We start from the raw sequence: 25306 nt of genomic DNA, 5'->3' as shown, positions 1-25306 counted from the left end.
AGACATGGCGCTCCTCGACCTTCAGGGACTGGAGGCGGCTCCGGCCGACCGGACCGGCGGTGGTAGCCGGGCGAGCCTGCTGCTCTGCGGCGACAGCTCGCTGTCCGTGACGACCTGCAACTGATCGGACCGCACCACGCGAGGCCCTGGACGGTGACCTGACCGTCCAGGGCCACGCCGTACGACCGGGAGGACCGATGCGAACGCTGGCCGGCGAGGACCGCCTGCTGTTCCGGGTGGTCCGCGACGGTGGCGGCTGGACCGCCATGCTGGTGGTGGTGGCGCTGGCCGGCGCCGCCGCCGAACTGGCGCTGCCCGCGGTACTGGGACTGGCCGTGGATGCCGCCGTCGGTGGTGACGCCTCCCCCCGATGGCCCGTGGTCGCCTGCGCCCTGGTCGTCATCCTGCTGGTCACCGACGTCCTCGGTGACCTGGCCGGCGGGTACGGAGCCGCCCGGGCCACCGCCCGGCTCCGCCGGCGGCTGCTGCGGCACCTGTTCGCGCTGGACGTTCGGGCCGTGCGCCGCTTTCCGGTCGGTGACCTGGTCGGCCGGCTGGCCGGGCAGGCCGCCGACACCGGGCAGGCCGGCACCGCCGTGGCGCTGGGCGGGATCGCGGTCCTGCCGCCGCTGGGCAGCGTCGTGGCCCTGTTCCTGCTGGAGCCCGTCCTCGGGCTCACCCTCCTCGCCGGGCTTGCCGTGCTGACCGTCCTCATGGCCACGTTCGTCACCGACGCCTCGGCGGCCATCGCCGCGTACCAGCGGGTGCTCGGGACGATCGCCGGCCGGCTACAGGAGGCGCTCGGCGGTTCCCGCACCATCGCTGCGGCCGGCACCACCGACACCGAGTGCGACCGGGTGCTGGCCGCGCTGCCGCAGCTACGCGGCCACGGCCGGCTCGGCTGGCGGTTGCTGGCCCGGGCCAACGCCCGTGTCGCGGCCGTGGCGCCGCTGCTCCAGGTCGCTGTCGTCGCCGTCGGCGGGTACGCGCTGAGCGCCGGCTGGCTGACCCCCGGGCAACTGGTGGCCGCCGTGCAGTACGCCGCGCTCGGTGCCGGACTGGGCGCGGTGCTGGCCACCCTCAACCGGCTGGTCCGCAGCCGGGCCGCGGCCCGGCGGATCGCCGAGCCGCTGTCCTGTCCGGTGCGCTCCGGTGGCGACGAGCCGTTGCCGCCCGGCGGCGGCCACCTGCGGCTGCGCGGGGTCGGTGTCCGCGCCGACGACCGGCCGGTGCTGGACGCGGTCGACCTGGACGTGCCCGCCGGCTGCACGGTGGCCGTCGTCGGGCGTTCCGGCGCCGGCAAGTCCGCCCTCGCCGCCGTGGCCGGGCGGCTGTACGACCCGGACAGCGGTGAGGTGCTGCTGGACGGGGTGCCACTGACCCGTCTCGACCGGGCCGCGCTGCGTCGGGCGGTGGGCCACGCCTTCGACCGTCCGGTGCTTGTCGGTGAGACGGTGCACGAAGCGATCGGCCTCGGCCTGCCCGAACGGTCGGCCCGGCCGCCGTCGACCGGTGCGCCGGCCACCGCCGCCGTGCTGGCGGCGGCCCGGGCCGCGCAGATCGACGGGGTCGTCGCCCGGCTGCCCGACGGATTCCGCACCCGGACCGTGGACGCACCGCTGTCCGGGGGTGAGACCCAGCGGCTCGGGCTGGCTCGCGCGTTCCACGCCGAACGGCTGCTCATCCTCGACGACGCGACGTCCAGCCTGGACACCGCCACCGAACATCGGATCACCCGCACGTTGACCGGCCGGGACGCGGGACGTACCCGCCTGGTGGTCACCCACCGGGTGGCGACGGCCGCCGCGGCCGACCTGGTCGCCTGGCTCGATGCCGGTCGGCTGCGCGCCCTGGCACCGCACCGGCGGCTCTGGTCGGACCCGGACTACCGGGCGGTGTTCGCGGGCGACGGTGTCCCACGATGAGCGGCCCCGACGTCGGTCGGACCACGTGGCGGGCGCTGCGCGCACGTCGCCGGGACGTCGGCCGGCTCGCCGCCTGGTCGGCGGTCGAGTCCCTGCCAGCGCTGCTCGCCGGGCTGCTCGTCGCCCGCGCCGTCGACCAGGGTTTCCTGGCCGGCCGGTTCGCCACCGGCCTGGCCTGGCTGGGCGGACTCGCCGTGGCCATCCTGCTCGGCGCGGTGGCGACCGGGCGGGTCTACCGGGCCCTGGGCGCCGTGGTGGAACCGTTCCGCGACGATCTGGCCCGCCTGGTGGTCCACGGCGCGTTGCACGACGCCACCCGGGCCGGCGGTCGCCCGGACAGCGCCCCGGTGGCCCGCCTGACCCATCATGTGGAGATCGTCCGGGACACCTTCGGTGGCCTGGTCATGGTGGTACGCGGCTTCCTGTTCACCGCCGGAGCGGCCCTGCTCGGCCTGCTGGCACTGGATCCGACGGTCGCGGTGCTGGTGGCGGCTCCGCTGCTCGCGGGGCTGGTCGTCTTCGCCGCCGCGCTCCCGGCCATGCTGTCGCACCAGCGCACCCAGGTGCGGGCCGGCGAGGCGCTCGGCCGGTCGGCGGCGAACGCGCTCACCGGGCACCGCGACGTGCTCGCCTGCGGTGCCGAGGAACGCACGGTGGCCGAGGTCGACCGGAAGGTCGGCGACCATGCCCACGCCGAGCGGACACTGGCCCGGATGTCCGCGCTGCGCAGCCTCAGTCTCGGACTGGGCGGCTGGCTGCCGGTGGTGGTCCTGCTTCTCGCCGCACCGTGGCTGGTGCGGCGCGGGCTGAGCACCGGCGCGGTGCTCGGCGCACTCGTCTACGTCACCACCAGCCTGCAACCCGCACTGCACGCACTGGTGCAGGGGCTGGGCGGCGGAGGGCTGCGCTACGCCGTCACCCTGGAACGGATCCTGCGCACCTGCCGCCCTCCTGCGCACGGCGGTGCTGCGGCCACCTCCGCCCCGGTGCCGGACGGTGGCTCCCCGGCGGTCCGGTTGTCCGGCCTGGCCTTCCGGTACGGCCTCCGCGCCCGACCGATCCTGGACGACTTCTCGATGACGCTGCCCGAGGGGGAGCATCTCGCGGTGGTGGGGCCGAGCGGGGCCGGCAAGTCCACCCTGGCCGCGCTGGTCGCCGGCCTGGTCGAGCCGGAACGCGGCACGGTGCACCTCGCCGGTCGGCCGGTGGCCGCCGTCGCCCCCGCCGACCGGGCCGCGCTGCGGGTGCTCGTGCCGCAGGAGGCGTACGTGTTCACCGGCTCCCTGGCCGACAACCTCCGCTACCTCTGTCCGGACGCGGACGACCCGACAGTCGAAACCGCCCTGGCCGTGCTCGGTGCCGAACCCCTCGCCCGACGACTGGGTGGCCTGGCCGCCACTGTCGACCCTGCCACGCTCTCCGCCGGTGAGCGGCAACTGATCGCCGCCGTGCGCGCCTATCTGGCCCCCGCCCCCCTGGTCATCCTGGACGAGGCCACCTGTCACCTGGATCCGACGCTGGAGGCCACAGTCGAGTGGGCCTTCGCCCGGCGACCGGGCACCCTCGTCGTCATCGCCCACCGGATCAGCTCCGCCGTCCGCGCCCGCCGGGTGCTGGTGTTCGACGAGGACGGCCCGATGGTGGGCGGCCACCAGGAACTGCTCGCCCGCTCGCCCGCCTACCGCGATCTGGTCGGGCACTGGGACGATGTCGCGGCGGCAGCGACCGGCGGCACCGCCACCGCTGACCGTACCGTCGCCGGGGTGGCCGCACCCCACGGCTGACCCCACCGCGGGCTACGTGCCAGGCTGGTCAGATCCAGCCCGCGTCGCGGGCCACCTGGACCGCCTCCACTCTGGTGCGCCCGCCCGTCTTCCGGATGATCCGGCCGAGATGATTGCGGACGGTGCCGGGGGCGAGACCGAGCGATCCGGCCACCTCCGCGACCGGCGCGCCGCCCGCCGTCAGGTCGAGGATCTGCGCCTCACGCGGGGTGAGTGGGCTGTCCCGGTGCAGCGCCGCCATCACCAGTTCCGCGTCGACCACCGGCTCGCCACGGGACAGCCGGCGGATTCCGTCGACCACCCGCTGCGGCGGGACGTCGCTGCCGAGGATGCCGACGGTCCGCGACGGGGTGAGCATCCGGTGCAGACTCCCGGCCCGACGCGGCTCGGCGAGCACCAGCAGCGGACAGGAGCCGGTCGCCGGCAGCCCTTCGACGAGGTCGAGGTCGACCACTGCCACGTCCGGACGCCGCGTGCGGATCGTCCACGTGACCACGTCGCCGCGATCGACCTCCGCCACCACACTGATGTCGTCCTCCGCGGCGAGCACGAGGGACAGGGCGCCACGGACCAGGGCACCATCGATAGCGAGCAGGGTACGGATCACCGTAGGGCTCCCCGAGCATCGTCGACTGCATCACAGAACGTCAGCATTCAAACACGCCCCCGCCGGTTCCGCCCGTCGACGGCCACCCGCCGGGAAGTCGCCGACCCGCACGGTGGTGGATGTTCCGTGCCGCACGGCGCGGCCGGCATCCGCGTCGGAGGCCGGCAGGAGCATCCCTCGCTGGCAGGTCGAGGTACCGCACCGCTGGGTGGGCCGCCGTGCGGAGGCCCCACCCAGCGTCACATCCAGCCGTCACGGCGGGCGAGCAGGACCGCCTCCATCCGGTTGCGGGCACCGGTCTTGCGCATGATCGCCGACAGGTGGTTACGCACCGTGCCGTGCGCCAGGAACAGCCGACAGGCGATCTCCTTCAGCGGCAGCCCTTCGGCGGCCATCCGCAGCACCTCGGCCTCCCGCGGCGTCAGCGGGCCCGTGGCGGGCCGCAGCGCCGTCGCGGCGGCGGTCACGTCGATGACCCGCTCCCCCGCCGCGAGCGAACGTACGGCCCGGACCAGCTCGTGCAGCGGCTCGTCCTTGCCGACCAACCCCTTCGCTCCGGCCGTCAGTGCCTCCTCCACCAGGACCCGGCCCCACCGGTCACTCAAGGCCAGAACCGCTGTCGCGGGTGCCGCCTCGGTGATCTCGGTGATCACTGCCACCGGCTCGGGGGCGCCCGACGTCAGGTCCACCAGCACCACGTCCGGCAGGTGGCGACGCACCATCCCGGGCAACTCACCGATGCCCGTCGCCTCGGCGACGACCTCGATGTCCTCCTCACCGGCCAGTGCCGCGCACAACGCACTGCGCAGCAGACCCATACTTTCGCCAACCACAACGCGGATCACCACGTAGCTCCGATCTGAGGTACGCGCCGCGGCCGTCTTCCGGTCCCCTGGACGGGACTACGCAGGTCGGCCACGCGCGAACGGACTGGGCCCGGCCCGTGGGACGTCGGCTACGACGACCCCGGGCACCCGTACGACCACGCCGAGCGACCAGCCGGTGGAGTCCCGGCGGCGCGGGCGGGTCAGGGCGGACTCAGCCGGGTCGGGCGGCCACGCCGGGGAAACGGCCCGCGTGCCTGCGGGGCGGGGAGACATCGGACCGGGCGCTGGCCGTCGCCGGCACCTGGCACGCGTCGAGGGTCATCCCCCGCAACGGCCCGGGACCGCCATCAGCACCGGTGACACCGTCTCCACCGGGCGTGTGAGGGCGCTGTGGGAAGCCGGTCGGTGCCGACGTCGACCCGGATCCGGCACCCGGCCTGCCGGTGGCGGGCCGGTGCCACCCGAGCATCGCCCCCGCTGCGGACGCGGCAGGCGTCACCTCCGCCGGCGGTGCGGCGCGTGGTGCTGCGGCGGGCGGCGGTGCGGCGGGCGGCGGATCCGGCGGCAGCGACCGGGCCGGCGACGTCACCTCCACGACACCCGACGTGGGGCCGGTGGGCGGCACCCGCGACGTCGGTTGCCCCACGGTGGACGAGCCGGTGGCGGAACATCCCGACACGATGGGAAGCGTGGGGGTGACCAGATCCGTGAGCCGGGTGACCGGCGTCATCACCGCTGTGACGCCGGACGACACCGCCGCGACGACCGTGACCAGCACCGGCCGCACGATGACGGCTTCCGTCACGGGCAGGACCGCCAGGCCGGTCGCAAGCACAGGGGCTGAGCCCATCGTGGCCAGGGCCGGCAGGCCCGTCGCGGACAAAGCCGGCAGGCCCGGCAGGCCCGTCGCGGGCAGGGCCGTCACGGGCAGGCCCGGCAGGCCCGTCACGGGCAAGGCCAGCAAGGCCGTCGTGGGCGGGGACGCCAGAGCCGTCGCGGGCAAGGCCGCCAGGGCCGTCGTGGGCTGGGACGCCAGGCCGGTCGCGGCTCGGGTCACCCCCGGCAGGGGCGGCAGGTCCGTCCCCTCGTCTGGGACCGGCGTCCGGTCACCGACGATCGGTACGGTCGACCGGATGGATGGTGCCCCCGGCGCGCGCCCGACCGACCCGGAGCCCTCCGACCCGGAGCCCTCCGGCGAACCGTCGCCCGATGACCGGGCAGTCACCGGGCCGTCGACCGGTGACCGGCTGCCGGACGACCGGTCGGTGAGTGACCGGTCAGCCGGTGAACGGTCAGTCAGCAACCGGCCAACCGGTGAACGGCTGCCCGGTGGCGGGCCGGTTGACGGACGGTCGGCCGCCGGCACTCGACCGGCACGCGTGGCCGCTGGTGGCTCCGCCGGGCGTTCCCGAGCCGGTCGGCCGCTCCGCGACGTGCCTCTCCCCGCACTGCTCTCGTCAGCCGGCCGACCGGTGACCGGGGAGCCGCGTGTCGGGCTCCGGCTCGCACCGGGATGCCGGGCCGCCGGGCGTTCGACGAGCCCGGTGACCAGATCGTCGAGGGGCGAGGGGGGCCGGGCGCGTTCGGGCTCCCGCTGATCCGCGGCGACCGACGGCACATCTGTGGTGTCCGCGCTGGCCGGGTCGCTGGACAGGGCACCGAAGAGGAACCCGACGCCCACGGCGGCGACACCGGTGAAGGCGAAACGGGCGACCGTGGCTCCCCACCGCGCTGCCGACGCGTCGGGCCCCCGCCGGGCGGCGGGTGGACGGCGGAACGTCGGACGACGCACGGAGCCTCTCTCTCGCCAAGAACGTCGACTCATCGTATTCAGTCCCTTACCCCGTCGCTGACCGTGAAGCACCCGTTGACGGATTGCCGACTGTCAGGCTGACGGAGGCGCAGTCGTCCGGTAGTCGGTGCGTTCGCACCGAGCGCCGCACAGAGCCGATCGCCCACCCAAAGCGAAGCGACAAGCCTTCCAATCCTGGAAGGCTTGTCGCTCTGGTCCGGCGAAGCGTCGCGGGGTCAGGTCACGTCGTCGTAGCGTCGCTCGATCGACAGGGGCCGGGTCACCGGCTCGGGGGCGTCGATCGGGCTGGCCGCGCCGACCGGCTGTCCCGCTTCCACCGGCTCCCGGTCGAACTCCAGCGGGGAAGCCTCGTCGTCGTCGGTGTCCGCGTACAGCTCCTTGCCGCGTCCTCGACGCTTGTCGTTGAGGAACGCCACACCGACCGCGATGAAGTAGAGCAACGACAGGCACAGCGCCAGCAACGTCATGCCGAACGGCCCCGGGTCGGGCGTGGCCACCGCAGCGAACGCGAAGCAGACGAACACCACGATCCGCCACCAGCTGAGCAGTCGCCGGGCGCTCACCACGCCGGTGAAGTTGAGCATCAGCAGGGTGAGCGGAAACTCGAACGCCACCCCGAAGAGCAGGATCATGGTGGTGACGAAGCTGATGTAGCGGGTGACTTCCAGCTGCGAGTCGGTGCCGGTGACGCCGGCCTCGAGTAGGAACGCCAGGCCCTTGTCGACGACCAGGAAGGCGAGCACCGCGCCGGCGGCGAACAGCGGCGCCGCGATCGTCACGAAGACGTACGCCCACTTGCGCTCGTGCCGGTGCAGCCCCGGCGCGATGAATGCCCACAGCTGGTAGAGCCAGACCGGGGCACCGAGGATCAGACCGATCCAGAGCGCCAGCTTGAGCTTGAGGATGAAACCGTCCGCCGGGGCGAGCATGAGGAACTGCTGGCACTCGCCATCGACCATCATCCCCGGCAGTCGGCAGTACGGCTGCTTCAACAGGTTGAACGCCGGCTGCGCGAGCAGGTAGCCGCCGATCAGCCCGACGACGATCGCCAGCGAGGCACGGAACAGCCGATCGCGTAGCTCGCGGATGTGCTCGACGAGGGTCATCGAGCCGTCGGCGGCCCGCTCGAAGTTGGTCGGTCCGCGCTTGCGGAGTCCGAAGGCCACGGTTACCGGACCCGGGGATCAGTTCTCGCGGACGCGCTGCACCGGGTCGACGACCGGCTGCTGCACGGTGCCCTCGTAGGGCTGCTGCTGCGGTGCCGGCTGCTGCGGCGGGTACGGCTGGTAGCCGGCCTGCGCGTCGGCCTTGCCGGCGAGGTCGCGGTCGTCGTCGGCCAGGCTCTTCGTCTCGGCCTTGATGATCCGCAGCGAGCGACCGAGGGACCGGGCGGCGTCGGGGAGCCGCTTCGCGCCGAAGAGCAGGATCAGCACGACCACGAGTACGGCGATGTGCCACGGCTTGAGGGCACCCATGTGAAGCTCCAGTCGCTTGTACCAACGGGGGTGTTCCGCAGCCCATCGTACGTGCGACGAAGGGCGTTGCCACCCGCCGGGGCGGTGGTGGTTCGTCCCGGCGGGTGAAGTCTCGGCCAACCGCGAGTGTCCCGTCAACCAGGCGGCTGGCTCATTCTGCGCGAAGCCGGACCGCCACGAGCAGCAGAACGCACCGTGCGGGCAGGAATGCGGCACCGCGCCGGACAGCCCCACCGGTGGACGGTGCGCCTCAGTCGCCGCGGCGGGCTCGGATCAAGGTGAGTCGCTGCTGGGTCGTCTCCAGCCGGCTCTGCAACCCTTCCGCCCGCTGCTGGAGGCTCTCCGCCGCCTCGCGCAGCGCCGCCGCCTCGTCGGCTCGCCGCTGCAACGCCAGCGCCGCCCGACGCAGCCGGGGCAGTCGCGCCAACACGGGTCGTACCGCCAGGGCGAGCAGGACCAAGGGCACCAGCACCAGCGCGAGCACGATCCACTTCAGCACGCCGGCCAGCCTACTGCCTGTCGCCGGCCGCCGCCGGGTCCGCGCCGGCCGGCACCGGGCGGGCGTACGCCTCCAGGGCCGCCACCGCCGACTCGTGGATCTGCCCGGCCAGCTCGGCCGGCGCGACGACCTCGACGTCCGGGCCGAGACCCAGCACGAACCGGCGGGCCCAGCCGAGGTCGGTGACCCGCAGCGAGACCAGCCACCGTTCACCGTCGGACTCGACCCGCTCGCACGGGTAGTACTCGGTGATCCACCGTTCACCCCGGCCGATCCGCAACGTGATCAGCGGCAGGTCGGGCGAGGGCCGGAACGCCCCGTCGCGCAGATCCTGCGGTCGGGCCTGCGGCGGCACCACGGCTGGCTCGGCCAGCTCGGTGACGGCGTCGATCCGGTCGGCCCGGAACAGCCGCACCGCCTCGGCGCGACGGCACCACGCCTCCACGTACGTCCGGCCACCCACCATCAGCACCCGCAGCGGGTCGATGACCCGCTCGGTGGTCTCGTCCCGGGCCACCGTGTAGTACGTGATGCGCAGCGCGCGACCACCCTCCACCGCGGCACGCAACTGCTCCACCCGCCCGGTGTCGCCGGGCAGCCGCACCTCCACCGGCGCGGCGACCAGGTCACCGCCCGCGTCCTCGATCTTCGCCAGGGCCCGCTCGACCGCGTCCCGGTTGGCCACCCCGGGTGTCTCGGCCAGCATCCGCAACGCCACCACAAGCGCCAACGCCTCGTCCGGGGTGAGCCGCAGCGGCCGGTCGATGCCCGCGTCGTAGGTGATGGTCACCCGGTCGCCATCGAAGGCCATGTCGATCAGGTCACCCGGGCCGTACCCGGGCAGCCCGCAGACCCAGAGCAGCTCCAGATCCTCCCGCAGCTGCCGTTCGGTGACGCCCAGGTCACCGGCCGCCTCGGCGATCTCGATCCCCGGCCGGGCGAGCAGGTACGGCACCAGGTTCAGCAGCCGGGCCAGCCGATCCGCCGAGGCCCGGGAGCCGGCGCGGGCCGCCGGACGGGTCGTGCCGCTCATGGGACCACCGCCAGGGCGTCGTGTCGGGCGGCGATCTCCTTCAGCCGCTGGATGACCGCCTCCCGGACCTCGGGCGGGTCGACCACCCGCACGTCCGGCCCGTAGCCGACGAGGTGACCGGCCAGCGAGCAGGCGTCGCCGTACGGCAGGACCAGCCGGTCCGCGTCCGGCCCGGCGGTGACCTCCACCGCCCAGCGGCGCAACCCGGCGGCGCGCCCCGGGGTGACCAGCACGGTCGCCCGGCCGGGTCGCTCGACCGGACCGGACCAGCGGGCCACGTGACTGATCAGGTCGACTCCGGTCGGGGGCTGGTAGGCACCCGGCTCACCGGTGGCCCGCACCGCGCCCACCACCCGCGACAACCGGAAACAGCGGGTGGCGTCGCGGTCCAGGTCGTGGCCGACCACGTACCACCGGCCCCGCCAGCAGACCACACCCCACGGTTGCAGTCGGCGCCGCGCGGGTGCGTCGCGGTCCGGGACCCGGTAGTCGAAGCGGACCTCCCGCCGGTCGCGGGCGGCCGCGGTCAGTGGCGCGAAGGCCGGGTCGACCGTGACCATCGGCTCCAGCCCGAGGGTTGCCTGCGGGTCCACGTCCACGCCGGCGGCGCGCAGCTTCGCCAGCCCCGACGAGGCGGCGGCGGCCAGGCCGGCGTGCTGCCACAGGCGCGCGGCGATGCCGACCGCGGCTGCCTCGTCCGGCTGCAGGGGAATGTCGGGCAGCGCGTACTCCCGGCGGGCGATCCGGTACCCGGGCTCCGCGTCGAAGGCGCTCGCCGTCCCGGTCTCCAGCGGTACGCCCAGCTCCCGCAACTCGGCCTTGTCCCGCTCGAACTTGCGCTGGAAGGCCTCGTGCTCGCGGGCGTCGTCCGGATCGTGCTCATAACCGGGCACGGTCGCGGCGATCTGCGCGGCGGTCAGGAACCGCCGCGTGGAGAGCAGGCAGATCACCAGGTTGACCAGGCGTTCGGTGCGGCTGCGCGACACCCCGTAGACGCTAGCAGCCCACACCCCTCACGCAGGCACCCCACGCCACCCACCCCAACCCCCCGTCCCACTCCTTCGTCGATCTTGCACTTTCGGTCGCCGATATACGGCTTTTCATGTTCTTTGCGGCGACAGGATGTGCAAGATCGACGGGGTAGGGGGTGGGGTGGGGCGGGGTGGGGGTTAGCGTGCGGGGGTGGTGCGGTGGCGGGCAGGTGCGGTGGTGGGGGTGCGTCGGCGGTGGGCCGGGGCGGTGGAGCTGGACGTCCAGGTGGACGACGGCGGCGCGATGCGGGCGCTTGCCTATCCGGCGCTGGTGGGTGAGCCGGAGCCGGGCGATCGGGTGCTGCTCAACGCCGGTGCGCTGCTGATGGGCCTGGGTACCGGCGGGTACGCCCTGGTCGTGGCGCTGCCGGAGCGGCTGCCGCCGGACCCGCCGCAGGCCCTCGACTCCCGCGACGCTGGTCATCTGGTCAAGGCCCGCTACACCCCGTTGCAGCCGATCCTGCTCGGCGTCGACGAGGAGGCGTCACCGCACCGGGAGGCGCTGGCCGCCGCCGACGACCTGGCCGGTCTGCCGGTGGTCACCGCCGACCTGCACTCCGCGCTGCCGGCGATCCTGGCCGGGGTCCGCGCCGACGCGCCCGGGGCACGGGTGGCGTACCTGCTCACCGACGGCGGGGCGCTGCCCGCCTGGTTCTCCCGCACCCTCGCCGGGCTGCGGGACGAACTGGTCGGCACGGTAAGCGTCGGGCAGGCGTTCGGCGGCGACCTGGAAGCCTCGACGCTGCACAGCGGGCTGCTCGCCGCCCGGCACGTGCTCGGTGCCGACGTCGCGGTGGTGGCGCAGGGCCCGGGCAATCTCGGCACCGGCACCCGCTGGGGATTCTCCGGGGTGGCCGTCGGCGAGGCGGTCAACGCCGTCGCCACCCTCGGCGGACGCCCGGTCGGCTCACTGCGCATCTCCGCCGCCGACCCGCGACCCCGGCACCGTGGCGTGTCGCACCACAGCCTCACCGCGTACGGCCGGGTGGCGCTGGCCCGTGCGGAACTGGTGCTGCCGGCGGACCTGGAGCCGATGCTGGCCGCCGAGGTCGACGCCGCGCTGAAACCGCTCGCCGATCGGCACACCCTGGTGCGGGTGGACACCACCGGGCTGGACACGGCGCTACGACGCAGCCCGGTGCCCCTGTCGACGATGGGGCGCGGGCTGGACGCCGACCACGCCTACTTCCTGGCCGCCGCCGCAGCCGGCCGGCACGCCGCCCGCCTGGCGGCGCAGACGCCACCGGCGTCGGCCGAGCGTTGACTCGGCCCCTGCTCTGCCGCCGGCGTTGCCAAGGGGCCCATCCTGGCAGCTCAGGCGAAGATGATCAGCGCTGCCCAGGCGCCCACGATCAGCGCCAGGGCGAGGGCCAGCACCCAGGTGGGCACGGTGTACTCGCCGCGGCGGTTACGCTCGATCTCGGCGCGGATCTTGTCGCGGCGGCGTTCGAGCCAGCCCTGCCGCTGAGCGCCGGGGGTGGGAGGTTCCGGTGGAATCATGACCGCACCAGCCTACCCGGGGCCGGCCGGTCGGCACGGCCCCGGTCGGCCCGTCACATGCTGGCGATCAGCCGTTCCACCCGCTCGTCGTACGCCCGGAACGGGTCCTTGCAGAGCACGGTCCGCTGCGCCTGGTCGTTGAGCTTCAGGTGCACCCAGTCGACGGTGAAGTCCCGCCGCTTCTCCTGGGCGTGCCGGATGAACTCACCGCGCAGCCGGGCCCGGGTGGTCTGCGGCGGGGTCTCCTTCGCCTCGAAGATCTCCGGATCGGTGGCCACCCGGTCGACGTCGCCGCGCCGCTCCAGCAGCGCGTAGAGGCCCCGGCCCCGGCGCAGGTCGTGGTAGGCCAGATCCATCTGCGCCACCCGGGGATGCGACAGCGGCAGGTCGTGCTTGCGCTGGTAACGCTCGATCAGGCGCAGCTTCGTCACCCAGTCGATCTCCCGGGAGACCGGGTCCAGGTTACCGGTCTCCACCGCCCGCAACACCCGGCCCCACAGCTCGACCACCCGCTTGGCGGTCTGGTCGCCGCCACGGCGCTCGACGAACTCGGTGGCCTTGGCGAGGTACTCCTGCTGGATCTCCAGGGCGCTGATCTCCTTGCCCGAGGCCAGCCGCACCTTCCGCCGGCCGGTGATGTCGTGCGACACCTCCCGGATCGCCCGGATCGGGTTCTCCAGAGTGAGGTCGCGCATCACCACGCCGCCCTCGATCATCCGCAGCACGATGTCGGCGGTGCCGACCTTCAGCAGCGTGGTGACCTCGTTCATGTTGGAGTCGCCGACGATTACGTGCAGCCGGCGGTAGCGTTCCGCGTCGGCGTGCGGCTCGTCCCGGGTGTTGATGATCGGACGGCTGCGGGTGGTCGCCGAGGACACGCCCTCCCAGATGTGCTCGGCCCGCTGGGACAGGCAGTAGACCGCACCGCGCGGCGTCTGCAACACCTTGCCGGCACCGCAGATGAGTTGCCGGGTGACCAGGAACGGAATCAGTACGTCGGCGAGCCGACCGAACTCACCGTGCCGGGACACCAGGTAGTTCTCGTGGCAGCCGTACGAGTTGCCGGCCGAGTCGGTGTTGTTCTTGAACAGGTAGATCTCACCGGCGATGCCCTCGTCGTGCAGCCGCTTCTCCGCGTCGATGAGCAGACCCTCCAGGATCCGCTCACCGGCCCGGTCGTGAGCGACCAGGTCGACCACCGAGTCGCACTCCGGGGTGGCGTACTCGGGGTGTGAGCCGACATCCAGGTAGAGCCGTGCGCCGTTGCGCAGGAAAACGTTGCTCGACCGGCCCCAGGACACGACCCGGCGGAAGAGGTACCGGGCCACCTCGTCAGGGGACAGCCGCCGCTGTCCGCGGTAGGTACAGGTGACGCCGTACTCGGTCTCCAGACCGAAGATTCGCCGTTCCATGATGAGACATTAGCCGTACGGAGGCCCTGTTCGTCACTGTCGGGGCACGTGCCGGCCTCAGCCGTCGGTGGAACCTGCCGTGGCGGCGAGAGTCGCGACATGCCGACGGCACGTCTCGTACGCCGGCAGCAGCCCGGCCGCCCGGGCCTGCGCCAGGGTCGGCGCGGCGGCGTCGCGGGCGGACAGCCGCGCCGCGGTGGTCGGCCAGTCGATGCCCAGTTCCTCGTCCAGCGGGTGCACCGTGTGCTCGGCCGACGGGTTGTAGGTGGTCGAGCAGAGGTAGGTCAGGGTGGCGTCGTCGGTCAACGCGCAGAAGCCGTGGCCGAGCCCCTCGGCCAGATAGACCGCGCGTCGCTCCACGTCGTCCAGCCGCACCCCCTCCCACCGGCCGAAGGTGGGTGAGCCGACCCGCAGATCGACGATCACGTCGAGCACCGCCCCCCGCACACAGGTGACGTACTTCGCCTGCCCCGGCGGCACGTCGGCGAAGTGGATACCGCGCACCACGTCCCGGGCCGAGATGGACAGGTTGCCCTGCGCCAGCCGCAGCGGATGCCCGACCGCCTCGCCCAGCCGGTCGAAGCGGTACCACTCCAGGAACAGCCCGCGCGGGTCGCCGTGCTGCTGCGGGGTGATCTCCCAGGCGCCCTCGACGCCCAACGGCCGCAGCTTCATCGGGTCGCCCCCACCCCGCGGAACTCACCGGTCGGCTCCTGCCGCCCACCGGCGAGCAGATCGAGCAGATAGTCGCCGTAGCCGCTCCTGGTCAACGGCTCGGCCAGGGCACGCAACTGCGCGTCGTCGATCAACCCGGCCCGCCAGGCGGCCTCCTCGACACAGCCGATCTTCATGCCCTGCCGTTCCTCGATCACCCGGACGAACTCGGCGGCCTGCATCAGCGAGGTGAAGGTGCCGGTGTCCAGCCAGGCGGTCCCCCGGTCCAGCACGGTGACCGACAGCTCACCCCACCGCCGATACGTCTCGTTCACCGCCGTGATCTCCAACTCGCCCCGGGCGCTGGGCGTGAGTCCCCGGGCGATCTCCACCACCCGGTTGTCGTAGAAGTACAGGCCGGGCACCGCGTACCGGGACGTCGGGCGCTGCGGCTTCTCCTCGATCGACAGCACCCGACCGGCGGCGTCGAAGTGCACCACGCCGTACGCCTGCGGATTGGCCACCGGGTAGGCGAAGATCCGGCCACCCACCGGCTCGCCCGCCGCGGCCAACTGCCGGCCCAGGCCCACCCCGTGGAAGATGTTGTCGCCGAGGATCAGCGCCACCGACGCGTCGCCGATGAAGTCCGCGCCGAGCACGAACGCCTGCGCGATGCCCTCCGGGCGGGGCTGGGCGACGTACGCCAACCGGAGCCCGAACTGACCACCGTCGCCGAGCAGCCGCTGGAACTGGCCCTGCTCCTCCGGCGTGGTGATCACCAGGATCTCGTGTATCCCGGCCATCACCAGCGTGGAGAGGGGGTAGTAGATCATCGGCTTGTCGAAGACCGGCATCAGCTGTTTCGACACCGCCCGGGTGATCGGCCACAGCCGGGACCCGGTGCCACCGGCGAGCAGGATTCCACGCATCCGGGGCAGCCTACCGGCAATCGGACGGGCAGCCGCGCCTCGCCTGCGCCGCCGATGTGGCCGTTTCGCGTAGACTTTCGGACCCGTGAGGATCCTGGTCACCGGCGGCGCCGGCTTCATCGGTTCGGAATACGTCCGGACGCTGCTCGGCGTTCCCGGTGGCAGCGCGGCGGGCGTGCCGGCGTTGGAACCGGCCCAGGTCACCGTGCTCGACGCGCTCACCTACTCCGGCAACCGGGCCAACCTCGCGCCGGTGGCCGACGACCCCCGGCTGCGCTTCGTGCCGGGCGACATCCGTGACCCCGACGTCGTCGACCGGGCCGTCGCGGGGCACGACGTCGTCGTGCACTTCGCCGCCGAGTCCCATGTCGACCGCTCGATCGCCGGCGCCGCACCCTTCGTCACCACAAACGTCCTCGGTACCCAGAACCTGCTCGACGCCGCGCTGCGCCACGGCGTCGCCCGGTTCGTGCACGTCTCCACCGACGAGGTCTACGGCTCCATCGCCGACGGCTCCTGGACCGAGGACTGGCCGCTGGCCCCCAACTCCCCCTACTCGGCGTCGAAGGCCGGCGCCGACCTGCTCGCCCTGGCCTACCACCGCACCCACGGTCTCGACGTGGTGGTGACCCGCTGCTCCAACAACTACGGGCCCTACCAGTACCCGGAGAAGGTCGTCCCGCTGTTCGTCACCAACCTCCTCGACGGACATCGCGTCCCGCTCTACGGCGACGGCGGCAACGTACGCGACTGGCTGCACGTGCACGACCACTGCCGCGGCATCGCCCTCGTCCAGGACAAGGGTCGCGCCGGCGAGGTCTACCACATCGGCGGCGGCACCGAACTGACAAACAAGGAACTGACCGCCCGGCTCCTCGACGCCTGCGGCGCCGGCTGGGACCGCGTGACACCCGTCGCCGACCGCAAGGGACACGACCGCCGCTACTCCCTCGACATCACCAAGATCGGCAACGAGCTCGGGTACGCCCCCAGCATCACCCTGGACACCGGTCTCGCCGAGACCGTCGGCTGGTACCGGGACAACCGAGCCTGGTGGGAACCACTGAAAGCCGCCAGGGCGTGAGGTTCCTGGTGACCGGCGCCGGCGGGATGCTCGGACGCGACCTGGTCGACGTCCTCGCCGCCCGGCCGGAACACCGTCTCACCGCGGTCACCCGCACCGAACTGGACATCACCGACAGCGCCGCCGTGCACGCCGCCGTCGACGGGCACGACGTGGTGGTCAACACCGCCGCCTGGACCGACGTCGACGGTGCCGAGGCGCACGAGTCGGCGGCCACCACCGTCAACGGCGACGCCGTCGTCCACCTCGCCACCGCGTGCGCCGCGCACGGCGCCCGCCTGCTGCACCTGTCCACCGACTACGTCTTCGACGGCACCGCCACCACCCCCTACCCCGAGGACGCGCCGACCGCCCCGCTCAACGCGTACGGTCGCGGCAAGCTCATCGGGGAACAGGCCGTGGCCCGGCTGCTGCCCGACACCGGATACGTGGTGCGTACCGCCTGGCTCTACGGCGCCCACGGCCGCAACTTCGTCGCCACCATGCTCGACCTGGCCGACCGGCGCGACACCCTCGACGTCGTCGACGACCAGCACGGCCAGCCGACCTGGTCCCACGCGCTGGCCCGCCACCTGGTGATGCTCGCCGAGGCCGCCCACACCGGACGCGCCGCACCCGGGATCTACCACGGCACCTGCGCCGGCGAGACCACCTGGTACGGACTGGCCCGCGCGGTGTTCGCCCGACACGGCCTCGACCCGGACCGGATCCGGCCCACCACCAGCGCCCGGTTCGTGCGACCCGCCCCCAGACCGACGTACAGTGTGCTGGCGCACGGCCGGTGGGCCGAGGCCGGGCTGCCGCCCCTGCCGGACTGGCACGCCACCCTGGTCGACGCGTTCGCCCCGGCCGCCCCACCCTCCCCGCGGAAGGTCGCATGAAGCTCACCCTGGTCACCGGGCTGACCGGCCTGCTCCTGCTGGCCACGATCGTCGAGCTGCTGCGCCGCCGCCAACTGCGCGAGAAGTACGGCATGCTCTGGCTCGGCCTGCTGTTCGTGGTGATCCCGCTGTCGCTGTTCCCCCGGCTGCTCGACGGCGTCGCGGACCTGCTCGGAGTCGCCTCCGGAGTCAGCCTGGTGCTCTTCCTCGGCGTCGTCTTCCTCCTGCTGGTCTGCATCCACCTCAGCTGGGAGGTCAGCGCGCTGGAGGAGGAGACCCGCACCCTCGCCGAGGAGTTCGCCCTGCTCCGCGCCGAGGTCGAAGCCGAACGGGTGGAACGGGCGGAGTGGACCCGACGCCTGGACCGGACGGAAATGGTCTCCCGCGATGGTTGACGGCAAACGACTGCTCATCATCATTCCGGCGCTCAACGAGGCCGCCTCCATCGGCGACATCGTCGGCGAGATCCGCGGCGAACTGCCCGCAGCGGACGTGCTCGTCGTCGACGACGGCTCCACCGACCACACCGCCGCCGTCGCCACCGCCGCCGGTGCCCGCGTCGCCCGGCTGCCCTACAACCTCGGCGTCGGTGGCGCCATGCGGCTCGGCTACCGCTACGCCCGCGACCACGACTACGACGCCGCGGTGCAGGTCGACGCCGACGGGCAGCACGACCCCCGGTACGTGCCGAAGCTGGTCGACCTCCTCGACGACTACGACCTGGTCATCGGGGCCCGCTTCGCCGGCGAGGGCGACTACACCGTACGCGGCCCCCGCCGCTGGGCCATGGGCATGCTGTCGCTGGTGCTGTCCGGCCTGGCCGGCACCACCCTGACCGACACCACAAGCGGCTTCCGAGCCGCCAACCGACGGATGATCGAAATGTTCGCCCACTGGTACCCCGTCGAGTACCTCGGCGACACCGTCGAGACGCTGGTGCACGCCGCCCGCCGCGGCTACCGGATCCAGCAGGTCCCGGTCGCCATGCGCCGCCGGATGGCCGGCAGCCCCAGCCACTCCCCCACCCGGGCGATGATCTACCTCGGCCGGGCCCTGGCCGTCCTCACCCTCGCCCTCATCCGCCGGTGATACGCCGCCTGCTCCGCCTCGTCCCACCCGGAACCGTCGGCGTCGGCATCGGACTCGCCGTGGTCGGACTGGCCTCGTACGTCCACCTCGCCGTGGCCGGGCACAACCTCGACGCCGCCGACTACTCCTCACTGTCGGTGCTCTGGTCCGTCGTGTTCACCCTCGGCATCGGCGTGTTCTTCCCCGTCGAGCAGGAAGTCGCCCGCCTCGTCGCGGCCCGGCACACCCGTGGGCTGCCGCCCGGGCCGGTACTGACCCGCGGTGCCGCCGTCGCCGCCGCCGTGCTCGGCCTCCTCCTGGTGCTCACCATCGGCGGCGCCGACCTCCTCACCGACCGGCTCTTCGACGGCGACCCCGCGATGGTGCCCGCCCTCGGTGGCGCACTGGCCGCACTGGCCGTGGCGCACACCAGCCGGGGTGTGCTCTCCGGCCTGCGCCGCTTCGGCTGGTACGGCACCCAACTCGGCCTCGACGGCGGACTGCGCATCGGCCTGGTCGCCATCCTCGCCGTCACCGGCGTGGACTCACCCGTCGCCTACGCGCTGGTCCTGGTCGCGGCCCCGCTGGCCGCCGTCGCACTGACCGTCGCACCGGTCGCCCGGACGATCGGGCGCGGACCGGCGGTCCCCTGGCCGCCACTGCTGCGCGGACTCGCGCTGCTCACCGTCTCCAGCCTGCTCGCCCAGGTGGTCGTCAACGTCGGCGTGATCAACGTCCGGCTGCTCGACCCGACCGACGTCGCCACCGCCGGCGCGCTGCTCTCCGCGCTGGTGCTGGTCCGCATACCACTGTTCGTCTTCGGCTCGATGCAGGCCGCGCTGCTACCCGGCCTGTCCACCGCCGCCGCCACCGGCGACGAACCGGCCTTCCGCGCCCTGCTACACCGCTCCCTGGCCGTCGTCACCGCCCTCGGGGCCCTCGGCGGCATCCTCGCCGCCCTGCTCGGCCCAACGCTCGTCCGGGCCCTCTTCGACACCCCCGACGTCCTCGGCCACGGCGACTTCGCCTGGCTCTCGGCGGCCACCCTGGCGTACCTGTGGGCGATGGTGCTCGGTCAGGCACTGCTGGCCCGCGACCGGCACCACGCCCAGGCTCTCGCCTGGACCATCGGCGTCGCCGCGCTGGCCGTCGCGACCCTGCCCCCGCTGCCCGTCGCGCTGCGCGTCGAACTCGGCTACACCGTCGGTTCCGTGGTGGCCGCCGTCGTCATGGTCACCCTGCTGCGCCGCCACCGGGCGGCCCCGCCCGCACCACCGGTCGCGACGCCGATGCCGGCCACCACCAGCGGAGGTACGCCATGAGACCGCCCCGCGTCACCGCCGTGATGCTCGCCTACGGTGCCGAACCCTGGCTGGTCGACGCCGCGCGGGCCGTCCTGGCCAGCACCGGCGTCGACCTCGAACTGGTCGTGGTCGACAACGGCTGCACCGGCGACGGCATCGACGTGGTCAAGGGCCTGCCCGGCGTGCAGGTGATCCGGCCTGAGGCGAACACCGGCTACTCCGGCGGCTGCAACGTCGGTGCCGCCGAGGCGACCGGCGACTGGCTGGCCTTCGTCAACTCCGACGCCATCGTGGCCCCCGACGCCCTCGCCAAGGTCGTCGCGGTGGCCGCCGAGCCGGGCGTCGGCGCCGCCATGGCCTCCATCCGGCTCGCCCACGACCCCGACCTGATCAACACCTCGGGTAACCCGCTGCACTTCACCGGCCTGTCCTGGGCCGGCGGCAACGGCGAGCCGGCCACCGCCCACGCGAGGCGCACCGTAGTGCCCTCGCTGAGCGGCTGCTGCTTCGTCATCAGCCGCCACCGCTGGGCGGAACTCGACGGCTTCCCCGACGAGTACTTCGCCTACCACGAGGACACCGAACTCAGCCTGCGGCTGTGGCAACGCGGCCTACGGCTGGAGTACGTGCCCGACGCCGTGGTCCTGCACCACTACGAGTTCTCCCGCAACGACCTCAAGCTCTACCTGGTCGAACGCAACCGCCTGCTCACCCTGCTCACCGCGTACCAGGGCCGGACCCTGGCACTGCTGGCACCGATGCTGCTGCTCACCGAGGCGGCCATGCTCGCCGCCGCGCTGGCGGGTGGCTGGGGACGCCAGAAGACCCGCGGCTGGGCATGGCTGTGGCGTCACCGGGGTTGGATACGCGCCCGCCGACGCCGCCTACAGGCCGAGCGCACCGTCGGCGACGGCACTCTCGCCGACCTGATGACCGCCCGCGTCGCCCCGTCGAACGTGGCGGCCCCACCCGGCATGGGCGTCTTCAACGCGGTCGCCGCGGCGTGGTGGGCACTGGCCCGGCCGCTGCTCGCCCGCCACTGACCCACCCCGAACCCGCACACCCTTGGCCGCCCGGCGACAGCCGCGAGCCGGCCGCGTCCCGGGACACCCCGACCAACCGGCCCGGCAGCATCCGCTCCCGAACGACGCGACGCCCGACCGGTCGAAACCGTTCGGGCGCCGCCACTGCCCGGCCCGGGGCCGGGGCGGAACTCAGGTGTCGGACTTGTCGCCCGGCTTGTCCTCCAGGTCGGCGGAGCCGGCCGAGGTGGGCGGCTTGTGCCCCTCCTCGGTCGGCGTGCTCGGGGTCTGTGCCCGGTCGCCCTCCGCCGCTGACTCGCCGGCCGCGCCGCCATCCAGCAACCCGGTCAACGCGGCCCCGGTGATCCGTCGGAAGGTACGACCCACCCGGTTGCGGTCCAGGATCGCGACCTCCAACTGGTCGCCGGCGATCGTACGGGCAGCACCGCCCTCGCCGCCGACACTGCCCAGCGCCTGCACCGCCACCCTCACCGCGTCGCCGAGCGACATGTCCGGCCGGTGGTTCGACTTCAGCACCCCGGAGATCGACTCGGCCTGACCGCCCATCGCCATCCAGCCCGGCTCGTCGGTCACCGAACCGTCATAGGTGCACCGGTACAGCGAGTCCTCCGCCGGCGTGGCACCCACCTCCGCCACGCAGATCTCCACCTCGAACGGCTTCGACTGCTCGGTGAAGATGGCGCCGAGAATCTGCGCGTACGAGTTGGCCAACGCCAGACCGGTCACGTCACGGCGGTCGTAGCTCAGACCGTTCAGGTCGGCCATCCGCACACCCGCCCGGCGCAGGTTCTCGAACTCGTTGTACCGCCCCACGGCGGCGAAACCGATCCGGTCGTAGATCTCGCTGACCTTGTGCAAGGTGCTGGAGAGATTCTCGGCAACGAAGAGCACCCCGCCGGCGAAGCTGACGACCACCGCGCTGCGGCCCCGAGCGATGCCCTTGCGGGCCAACTCGGAACGGTCGCGCATGATCTGCTCGGGCGAGGCGTAGAACTGCATGGCCACGGCGGCGGCTCTCCTTCGGGCGGTACTCGGGGGTAACGGGATCAGCTGCGGGCGGGCGGTTGGCTCAGCCGCCCGGATTCTCCATCCGACCGGCGACGACGCTCTCCGCGATCGCCGAGGTTTCCGCGTCGGTCAGCCGGTGCGTACCCTCCGCCGTCGCGGTCATCACCACCGGGTAGATCCGTCGCGTCAGGTCGGGCCCGCCGGTCGCGGTGTCGTCGTCGGCGGCGTCGTAGAGCGCCTCCACCGCCAACCGCACCGCGTCGTCGACGGACAGCCCGGTCCGGAAGCGCTTCTTCAACGCCGACTTGGCGAACAGCGAACCCGAGCCGATGGCGTCGTAGCCAGTCTCCTCGTACGGGCCGCCGGTGACGTCGAAACTGAAGATCCGCCCGGCCCGCACCGGATCACTGGCCGCCAGGTCGAACCCGGCGAAGAGCGGAATCACCGCCAGCCCCTGCATCGCCGCACCCAGATTGCCGCGGATCATCGAGGCGAGCCGGTTCGCCTTGCCGTCGAGCGAGAGCATCGCGCCCTCGATCTTCTCGTAGTGCTCCAGCTCCACCTGGAACAGCCGCATCAGCTCGATGCCGATGCCGGCGGCGCCGGCGATGCCCACCAGCGAGTACGCGTCGGCGGGGTGCACCTTCTCGATGTCCCGCTGGGCGATCAGGTTGCCCATGGTGGCCCGCCGGTCACCGGCCATCACGACACCGCCGGCCGCGGCGATGGCCACGATCGTGGTGGCGTGCGGGGCCAGATCGGCGGCCATGCCCGGGGGCAGCGCCCGACGGCCCGGCAGCATCTCGGGGGCCACCTTGCTCAGGAATGCCGTGAAGGAGGACGTCCCCGCGTTGGTGAACACATCTGGAAGACGCCCGGATGGATCAAAACCCGCTGCCACGTGGTTCCTCTCAGGTACGTGATGGCCCTGGCCAGCCTCGTCGGACTGTCACGGAACTGGCCAAGACCACCGTTGCAGTTGAAGCAGAGTATCCCGCGCACCCACCCGGTGCGATGATCGTGGTCCACATGTTCCGGATCGGGGTCACCGCAGACCGCGCAGAGGCCGCCCTGCTCGGCCAGCAGCTCGTCGAACTCCCGCTGCCCGATGCCGTACCGCCGCCGCAGGTGATACTCGCGATTGCCGCCGTACAGCCGCTGTTTGGTCTCACGGGTGCGGGTGTTGTGGCAGGGCTTGCAGTAGGTGGCGTAGCCCGAACTGTCTGCACGGTTACGCGGAAAGTCGATCAACGGTTTGACACTGCCACAGTCCGCGCAATAGCGGTGCCCCTCGGCCACCTCTCGAGCTGGCTTCACCTCTCGGCCATGCTGGAGCTTCACTCGTTTGGCATAGCTGACCTTTGACCTGGCATTGAAGCAAGGCTTGCAGTAGCTGCCGCGACCGCTGGGACGCTTGCTGTTCGAGCAGAACTCCTCTAGCGGCTTCCACTCTCCGCAGTCACGGCATCGGCGTTGACCAGGCCGGTCATGCACTAAACCCGACATGTCCGAATTACCCTATATGTTCACTGACCTCCTTTTTGTACGTAACCCCTCACGAACTCCTCGGCGTTCTCCTCGAGGACGGAGTCGATCTCGTCAAGCAGGTCGTCGACGTCCTCGGTGATCTCGGCGTGCCGCTCGGCGACCTCCGGGTTCGCCTCGACGGTGACGTCCTCGACCTCTTCGCCCTGACGGGACTTGCCCGACTGCGACTGACCGCCGCTGTCACGAGTGGCCATCGTTGCCTCCTCCACGATCTCCCTGCGATGAACTTACCTCGCGGGAGCGACGACACGTCCCCCGCGCGCCGGTACCGACGCGCGGGGGACGAACAGTTGGTGACGTGGGCCGGTGGGTCAGCCGCCGGTCAGGGTCTCCAGCAGATCCTTGGCGCTGGCACAACGGTCGAACAACTCTCCGACGTGCCGCCTGGTGCCTCGCTCCGGCTCCATCATCGGCACCCGCACCAACGACTCCCGGCCGACATCGAAGATCACCGAGTCCCAGCTGGCGGCGACCACTTCGGAGGCGTACTGGGCCAGGCAGCGGCCCCGGAAGTAGGCGCGGGTGTCCTCGGGCGGCTCCGTCATCGCCGTACGGCTCTCCTCGTCGCTGAGCAGCGTCTTCATCGACCCGCGGGAGACCAGCCGGTGGTAGAGGCCCTTCTCCGGGCGTACGTCGGAATACTGCAGGTCGACCAGTTGCAGCTTGTGCGAGCCCCAGCCGAGCTGCTCCCGCTCCCGGTAGCCCTCCAGCAGCCGCAGCTTCGCCACCCAGTCCAGTTCGTCGGCGCAGAGCATCACGTCGCGGCCCAGCCGGTCGAGCACGTTCTCCCACCGGTCCAGCACGTCGGCGGTCTGCTCGTCGACGTCGTCGCCGTAGCGGTCGTCGACGAACGCGCGTACCCGTTCCAGGTAGGCCCACTGCACGTCCATCGCGGTCAGCCGGCGTCCGTCGCGTAGCCGCATCAGGTGCGACAGCGACGGGTCGTGACTGACCGCGCGCAGCTCGCCGACGGGGTCGGCGATGCCGAGGTCGGGGCCGAGGGCCTTCTCCTCGATCATCGTGAGGATCAGCGCGGTGGTGCCCACCTTGAGGTAGGTGGAAATTTCCGAGAGGTTCGCGTCTCCGATGATGACGTGCAGGCGGCGGTACTTGTCCGCGTCGGCGTGCGGTTCGTCGCGGGTGTTGATGATCGGCCGCTTGAGCGTGGTCTCGAGGCCGACCTCGACCTCGAAGAAGTCGGCCCGCTGGGAAATCTGGAAACCGCTCTGGCCACCGTCCTGGCCGATGCCGACGCGGCCGGCGCCGCAGACGATCTGCCGGGTCACGAAGAACGGCGTCAGGTACGCCACGATGTCGGCGAACGGCGTCTGCCGGCGCATGAGGTAGTTCTCGTGCGCGCCGTAGCTGGCGCCCTTGTTGTCGGTGTTGTTCTTGTAGAGGTGGATCGGTGCCGTGCCGGGGATCGTGGCGGCCCGTCGCGCCGCCTCCGCCATCACCCGCTCTCCCGCCTTGTCCCAGCGGACCACGTCGCGGGGGTTCGTCACCTCGGGGGTGGAGTACTCCGGGTGCGCGTGGTCGACGTAGAGCCGTGCCCCGTTGGTCAGGATGACGTTGGCCAGGCCGAGGTCCTCGTCGGCGAGCGCCTCGGCCGGGTCGTAGGCCGCGCCGGAGTAGGTGAAGCCGCGGGCGTCCCGCAGCGGTGACTCCTCCTCGTAGTCCCAGCGGGCCCGACCACCGCGGTTCAGTTCCGGTCGGGCGCCGTAGGCGTTCACCACCTGGGAGGAGGTGACCATCGGGTTGGCGCCGGCCTGGCCGGGCACGGAGATGCCGTACTCGACCTCGGTGCCCATGATTCGTCTAACGCTCATCGACCTACCCGCTTCGTTTGCCCGACCGGTCCCCGTCATGTCGAGCGTAGTC

27 protein-coding genes are annotated in these 25306 nt (G+C 72.5%); 10 read left to right on the top strand and 17 right to left on the bottom strand.

The window, feature by feature from the left end:
* The first annotated feature begins 4 nt into the window (after positions 1-4).
* The 3 genes from ACFY2A_RS26295 (at position 5) to ACFY2A_RS26285 (ending at position 3709) form a co-directional block, all read left to right on the top strand.
* Complete coding sequence (locus ACFY2A_RS26295; protein WP_093405935.1) at positions 5-124, top strand: SapB/AmfS family lanthipeptide; 120 nt, start codon at positions 5-7, stop codon at positions 122-124.
* A 73-nt stretch (positions 125-197) separates the two neighbouring features.
* On the top strand, positions 198-1925 hold the full coding sequence (locus ACFY2A_RS26290) for an ABC transporter transmembrane domain-containing protein (protein ID WP_387175415.1): 1728 nt from the start codon (positions 198-200) through the stop codon (positions 1923-1925).
* Complete coding sequence (locus ACFY2A_RS26285; RefSeq protein ID WP_387175413.1) at positions 1922-3709, top strand: ABC transporter ATP-binding protein; 1788 nt, start codon at positions 1922-1924, stop codon at positions 3707-3709. Before ACFY2A_RS26290 ends, ACFY2A_RS26285 begins: the two co-directional genes overlap by 4 nt.
* A gap of 28 nt (positions 3710-3737) precedes the next feature.
* On the opposite strand, the gene ACFY2A_RS26280 is transcribed toward ACFY2A_RS26285, so the two are convergent.
* From ACFY2A_RS26280 to ACFY2A_RS26245, 8 genes are all read right to left on the bottom strand, one after another.
* Positions 3738-4316: a response regulator transcription factor gene (locus ACFY2A_RS26280; RefSeq protein ID WP_363922202.1), complete on the bottom strand. Its 579-nt coding sequence runs from the start codon at positions 4314-4316 to the stop codon at positions 3738-3740.
* A gap of 239 nt (positions 4317-4555) precedes the next feature.
* Complete coding sequence (locus tag ACFY2A_RS26275) at positions 4556-5161, bottom strand: LuxR C-terminal-related transcriptional regulator (RefSeq protein WP_387175411.1); 606 nt, start codon at positions 5159-5161, stop codon at positions 4556-4558.
* Between the two features lie 193 nt (positions 5162-5354).
* The gene (locus tag ACFY2A_RS26270; protein ID WP_387175409.1) at positions 5355-5948 is read right to left on the bottom strand and encodes a hypothetical protein; all 594 of its coding nucleotides are present in this window, start codon (positions 5946-5948) and stop codon (positions 5355-5357) included.
* Between the two features lie 1223 nt (positions 5949-7171).
* Positions 7172-8122, bottom strand: a complete 951-nt coding sequence (tatC, locus tag ACFY2A_RS26265) for a twin-arginine translocase subunit TatC (RefSeq protein ID WP_387175407.1) — start codon at positions 8120-8122, stop codon at positions 7172-7174.
* 18 nt (positions 8123-8140) lie between these two features.
* Positions 8141-8431 (bottom strand): Sec-independent protein translocase subunit TatA, encoded by a 291-nt coding sequence (tatA, locus tag ACFY2A_RS26260; RefSeq protein WP_363922194.1) that lies wholly within the window; start codon positions 8429-8431, stop codon positions 8141-8143.
* A gap of 250 nt (positions 8432-8681) precedes the next feature.
* The gene (locus ACFY2A_RS26255; RefSeq protein WP_363922192.1) at positions 8682-8930 is read right to left on the bottom strand and encodes a hypothetical protein; all 249 of its coding nucleotides are present in this window, start codon (positions 8928-8930) and stop codon (positions 8682-8684) included.
* Between the two features lie 10 nt (positions 8931-8940).
* Positions 8941-9963 carry a helix-turn-helix transcriptional regulator gene (locus ACFY2A_RS26250; protein WP_387175404.1) on the bottom strand — a complete coding sequence of 341 codons (1023 nt, stop codon included), beginning with the start codon at positions 9961-9963 and terminating at the stop codon, positions 8941-8943.
* Positions 9960-10949 (bottom strand): helix-turn-helix transcriptional regulator, encoded by a 990-nt coding sequence (locus ACFY2A_RS26245; protein ID WP_387175402.1) that lies wholly within the window; start codon positions 10947-10949, stop codon positions 9960-9962. Before ACFY2A_RS26245 ends, ACFY2A_RS26250 begins: the two co-directional genes overlap by 4 nt.
* 196 nt (positions 10950-11145) lie before the next feature.
* Between ACFY2A_RS26245 and ACFY2A_RS26240 the strand changes: the two genes are divergently transcribed.
* The gene (locus ACFY2A_RS26240; protein ID WP_387175400.1) at positions 11146-12258 is read left to right on the top strand and encodes a DUF3866 family protein; all 1113 of its coding nucleotides are present in this window, start codon (positions 11146-11148) and stop codon (positions 12256-12258) included.
* Between the two features lie 50 nt (positions 12259-12308).
* Here ACFY2A_RS26240 and ACFY2A_RS26235 read toward each other — a convergent pair whose 3' ends face one another.
* The 4 genes from ACFY2A_RS26235 to rfbA are packed head-to-tail and all read right to left on the bottom strand — an operon-like array spanning position 12309 to position 15489.
* A complete protein-coding gene (locus ACFY2A_RS26235) occupies positions 12309-12494 on the bottom strand; it encodes a hypothetical protein (protein WP_363922184.1) in 186 nt (61 codons plus the stop codon).
* Between the two features lie 53 nt (positions 12495-12547).
* Entirely contained in the window at positions 12548-13906 is a 1359-nt protein-coding gene (gene pafA, locus ACFY2A_RS26230) for a Pup--protein ligase (protein WP_363922182.1), read from the bottom strand.
* Positions 13907-13963: 57 nt separating this feature from the next.
* The gene (locus tag ACFY2A_RS26225) at positions 13964-14581 is read right to left on the bottom strand and encodes a dTDP-4-dehydrorhamnose 3,5-epimerase family protein (protein WP_387175398.1); all 618 of its coding nucleotides are present in this window, start codon (positions 14579-14581) and stop codon (positions 13964-13966) included.
* Positions 14578-15489, bottom strand: coding sequence for a glucose-1-phosphate thymidylyltransferase RfbA (rfbA, locus tag ACFY2A_RS26220; RefSeq protein ID WP_387175396.1), 912 nt, complete (start codon positions 15487-15489; stop codon positions 14578-14580). Before rfbA ends, ACFY2A_RS26225 begins: the two co-directional genes overlap by 4 nt.
* 85 nt (positions 15490-15574) lie before the next feature.
* Between rfbA and rfbB the strand changes: the two genes are divergently transcribed.
* From rfbB to ACFY2A_RS26190, 6 genes are read left to right on the top strand one after another with little or no spacing between them, the layout of a single operon-like run.
* Entirely contained in the window at positions 15575-16573 is a 999-nt protein-coding gene (rfbB, locus tag ACFY2A_RS26215) for a dTDP-glucose 4,6-dehydratase (RefSeq protein WP_387175394.1), read from the top strand.
* On the top strand, positions 16570-17454 hold the full coding sequence (gene rfbD, locus ACFY2A_RS26210) for a dTDP-4-dehydrorhamnose reductase (protein ID WP_387175392.1): 885 nt from the start codon (positions 16570-16572) through the stop codon (positions 17452-17454). The genes rfbB and rfbD overlap by 4 nt, the downstream gene beginning before the upstream one ends.
* Positions 17451-17849 carry a DUF2304 domain-containing protein gene (locus tag ACFY2A_RS26205; RefSeq protein ID WP_363922172.1) on the top strand — a complete coding sequence of 133 codons (399 nt, stop codon included), beginning with the start codon at positions 17451-17453 and terminating at the stop codon, positions 17847-17849. The genes rfbD and ACFY2A_RS26205 overlap by 4 nt, the downstream gene beginning before the upstream one ends.
* Complete coding sequence (locus ACFY2A_RS26200; RefSeq protein WP_363922170.1) at positions 17842-18543, top strand: glycosyltransferase family 2 protein; 702 nt, start codon at positions 17842-17844, stop codon at positions 18541-18543. Before ACFY2A_RS26205 ends, ACFY2A_RS26200 begins: the two co-directional genes overlap by 8 nt.
* Complete coding sequence (locus tag ACFY2A_RS26195; RefSeq protein ID WP_387175390.1) at positions 18540-19844, top strand: polysaccharide biosynthesis protein; 1305 nt, start codon at positions 18540-18542, stop codon at positions 19842-19844. Before ACFY2A_RS26200 ends, ACFY2A_RS26195 begins: the two co-directional genes overlap by 4 nt.
* On the top strand, positions 19841-20869 hold the full coding sequence (locus tag ACFY2A_RS26190; protein WP_387175388.1) for a glycosyltransferase family 2 protein: 1029 nt from the start codon (positions 19841-19843) through the stop codon (positions 20867-20869). The genes ACFY2A_RS26195 and ACFY2A_RS26190 overlap by 4 nt, the downstream gene beginning before the upstream one ends.
* A gap of 171 nt (positions 20870-21040) precedes the next feature.
* Here ACFY2A_RS26190 and prcA read toward each other — a convergent pair whose 3' ends face one another.
* From prcA to dop, 5 genes are all read right to left on the bottom strand, one after another.
* Positions 21041-21874: a proteasome subunit alpha gene (prcA, locus tag ACFY2A_RS26185; protein WP_363922164.1), complete on the bottom strand. Its 834-nt coding sequence runs from the start codon at positions 21872-21874 to the stop codon at positions 21041-21043.
* Positions 21875-21938: 64 nt separating this feature from the next.
* Positions 21939-22778, bottom strand: a complete 840-nt coding sequence (gene prcB / locus ACFY2A_RS26180; protein WP_387175386.1) for a proteasome subunit beta — start codon at positions 22776-22778, stop codon at positions 21939-21941.
* Positions 22697-23218 carry an endonuclease VII domain-containing protein gene (locus ACFY2A_RS26175; RefSeq protein ID WP_387175385.1) on the bottom strand — a complete coding sequence of 174 codons (522 nt, stop codon included), beginning with the start codon at positions 23216-23218 and terminating at the stop codon, positions 22697-22699. The genes prcB and ACFY2A_RS26175 overlap by 82 nt, the downstream gene beginning before the upstream one ends.
* A 185-nt stretch (positions 23219-23403) precedes the next feature.
* Positions 23404-23619, bottom strand: coding sequence for a ubiquitin-like protein Pup (locus tag ACFY2A_RS26170; protein WP_013734319.1), 216 nt, complete (start codon positions 23617-23619; stop codon positions 23404-23406).
* 117 nt (positions 23620-23736) lie between these two features.
* Positions 23737-25254, bottom strand: a complete 1518-nt coding sequence (dop, locus tag ACFY2A_RS26165) for a depupylase/deamidase Dop (RefSeq protein ID WP_387175383.1) — start codon at positions 25252-25254, stop codon at positions 23737-23739.
* Between the last annotated feature and the right edge of the window lie 52 nt (positions 25255-25306).

It is taken from the genome of Micromonospora sp. NPDC000442 (genome assembly GCF_042898635.1).
Classification (GTDB): Bacteria; Actinomycetota; Actinomycetes; order Mycobacteriales; family Micromonosporaceae; genus Micromonospora.
Note: the sequence above shows the minus strand (reverse complement) of the source record. Positions and strands in the feature narration are given on the sequence as shown.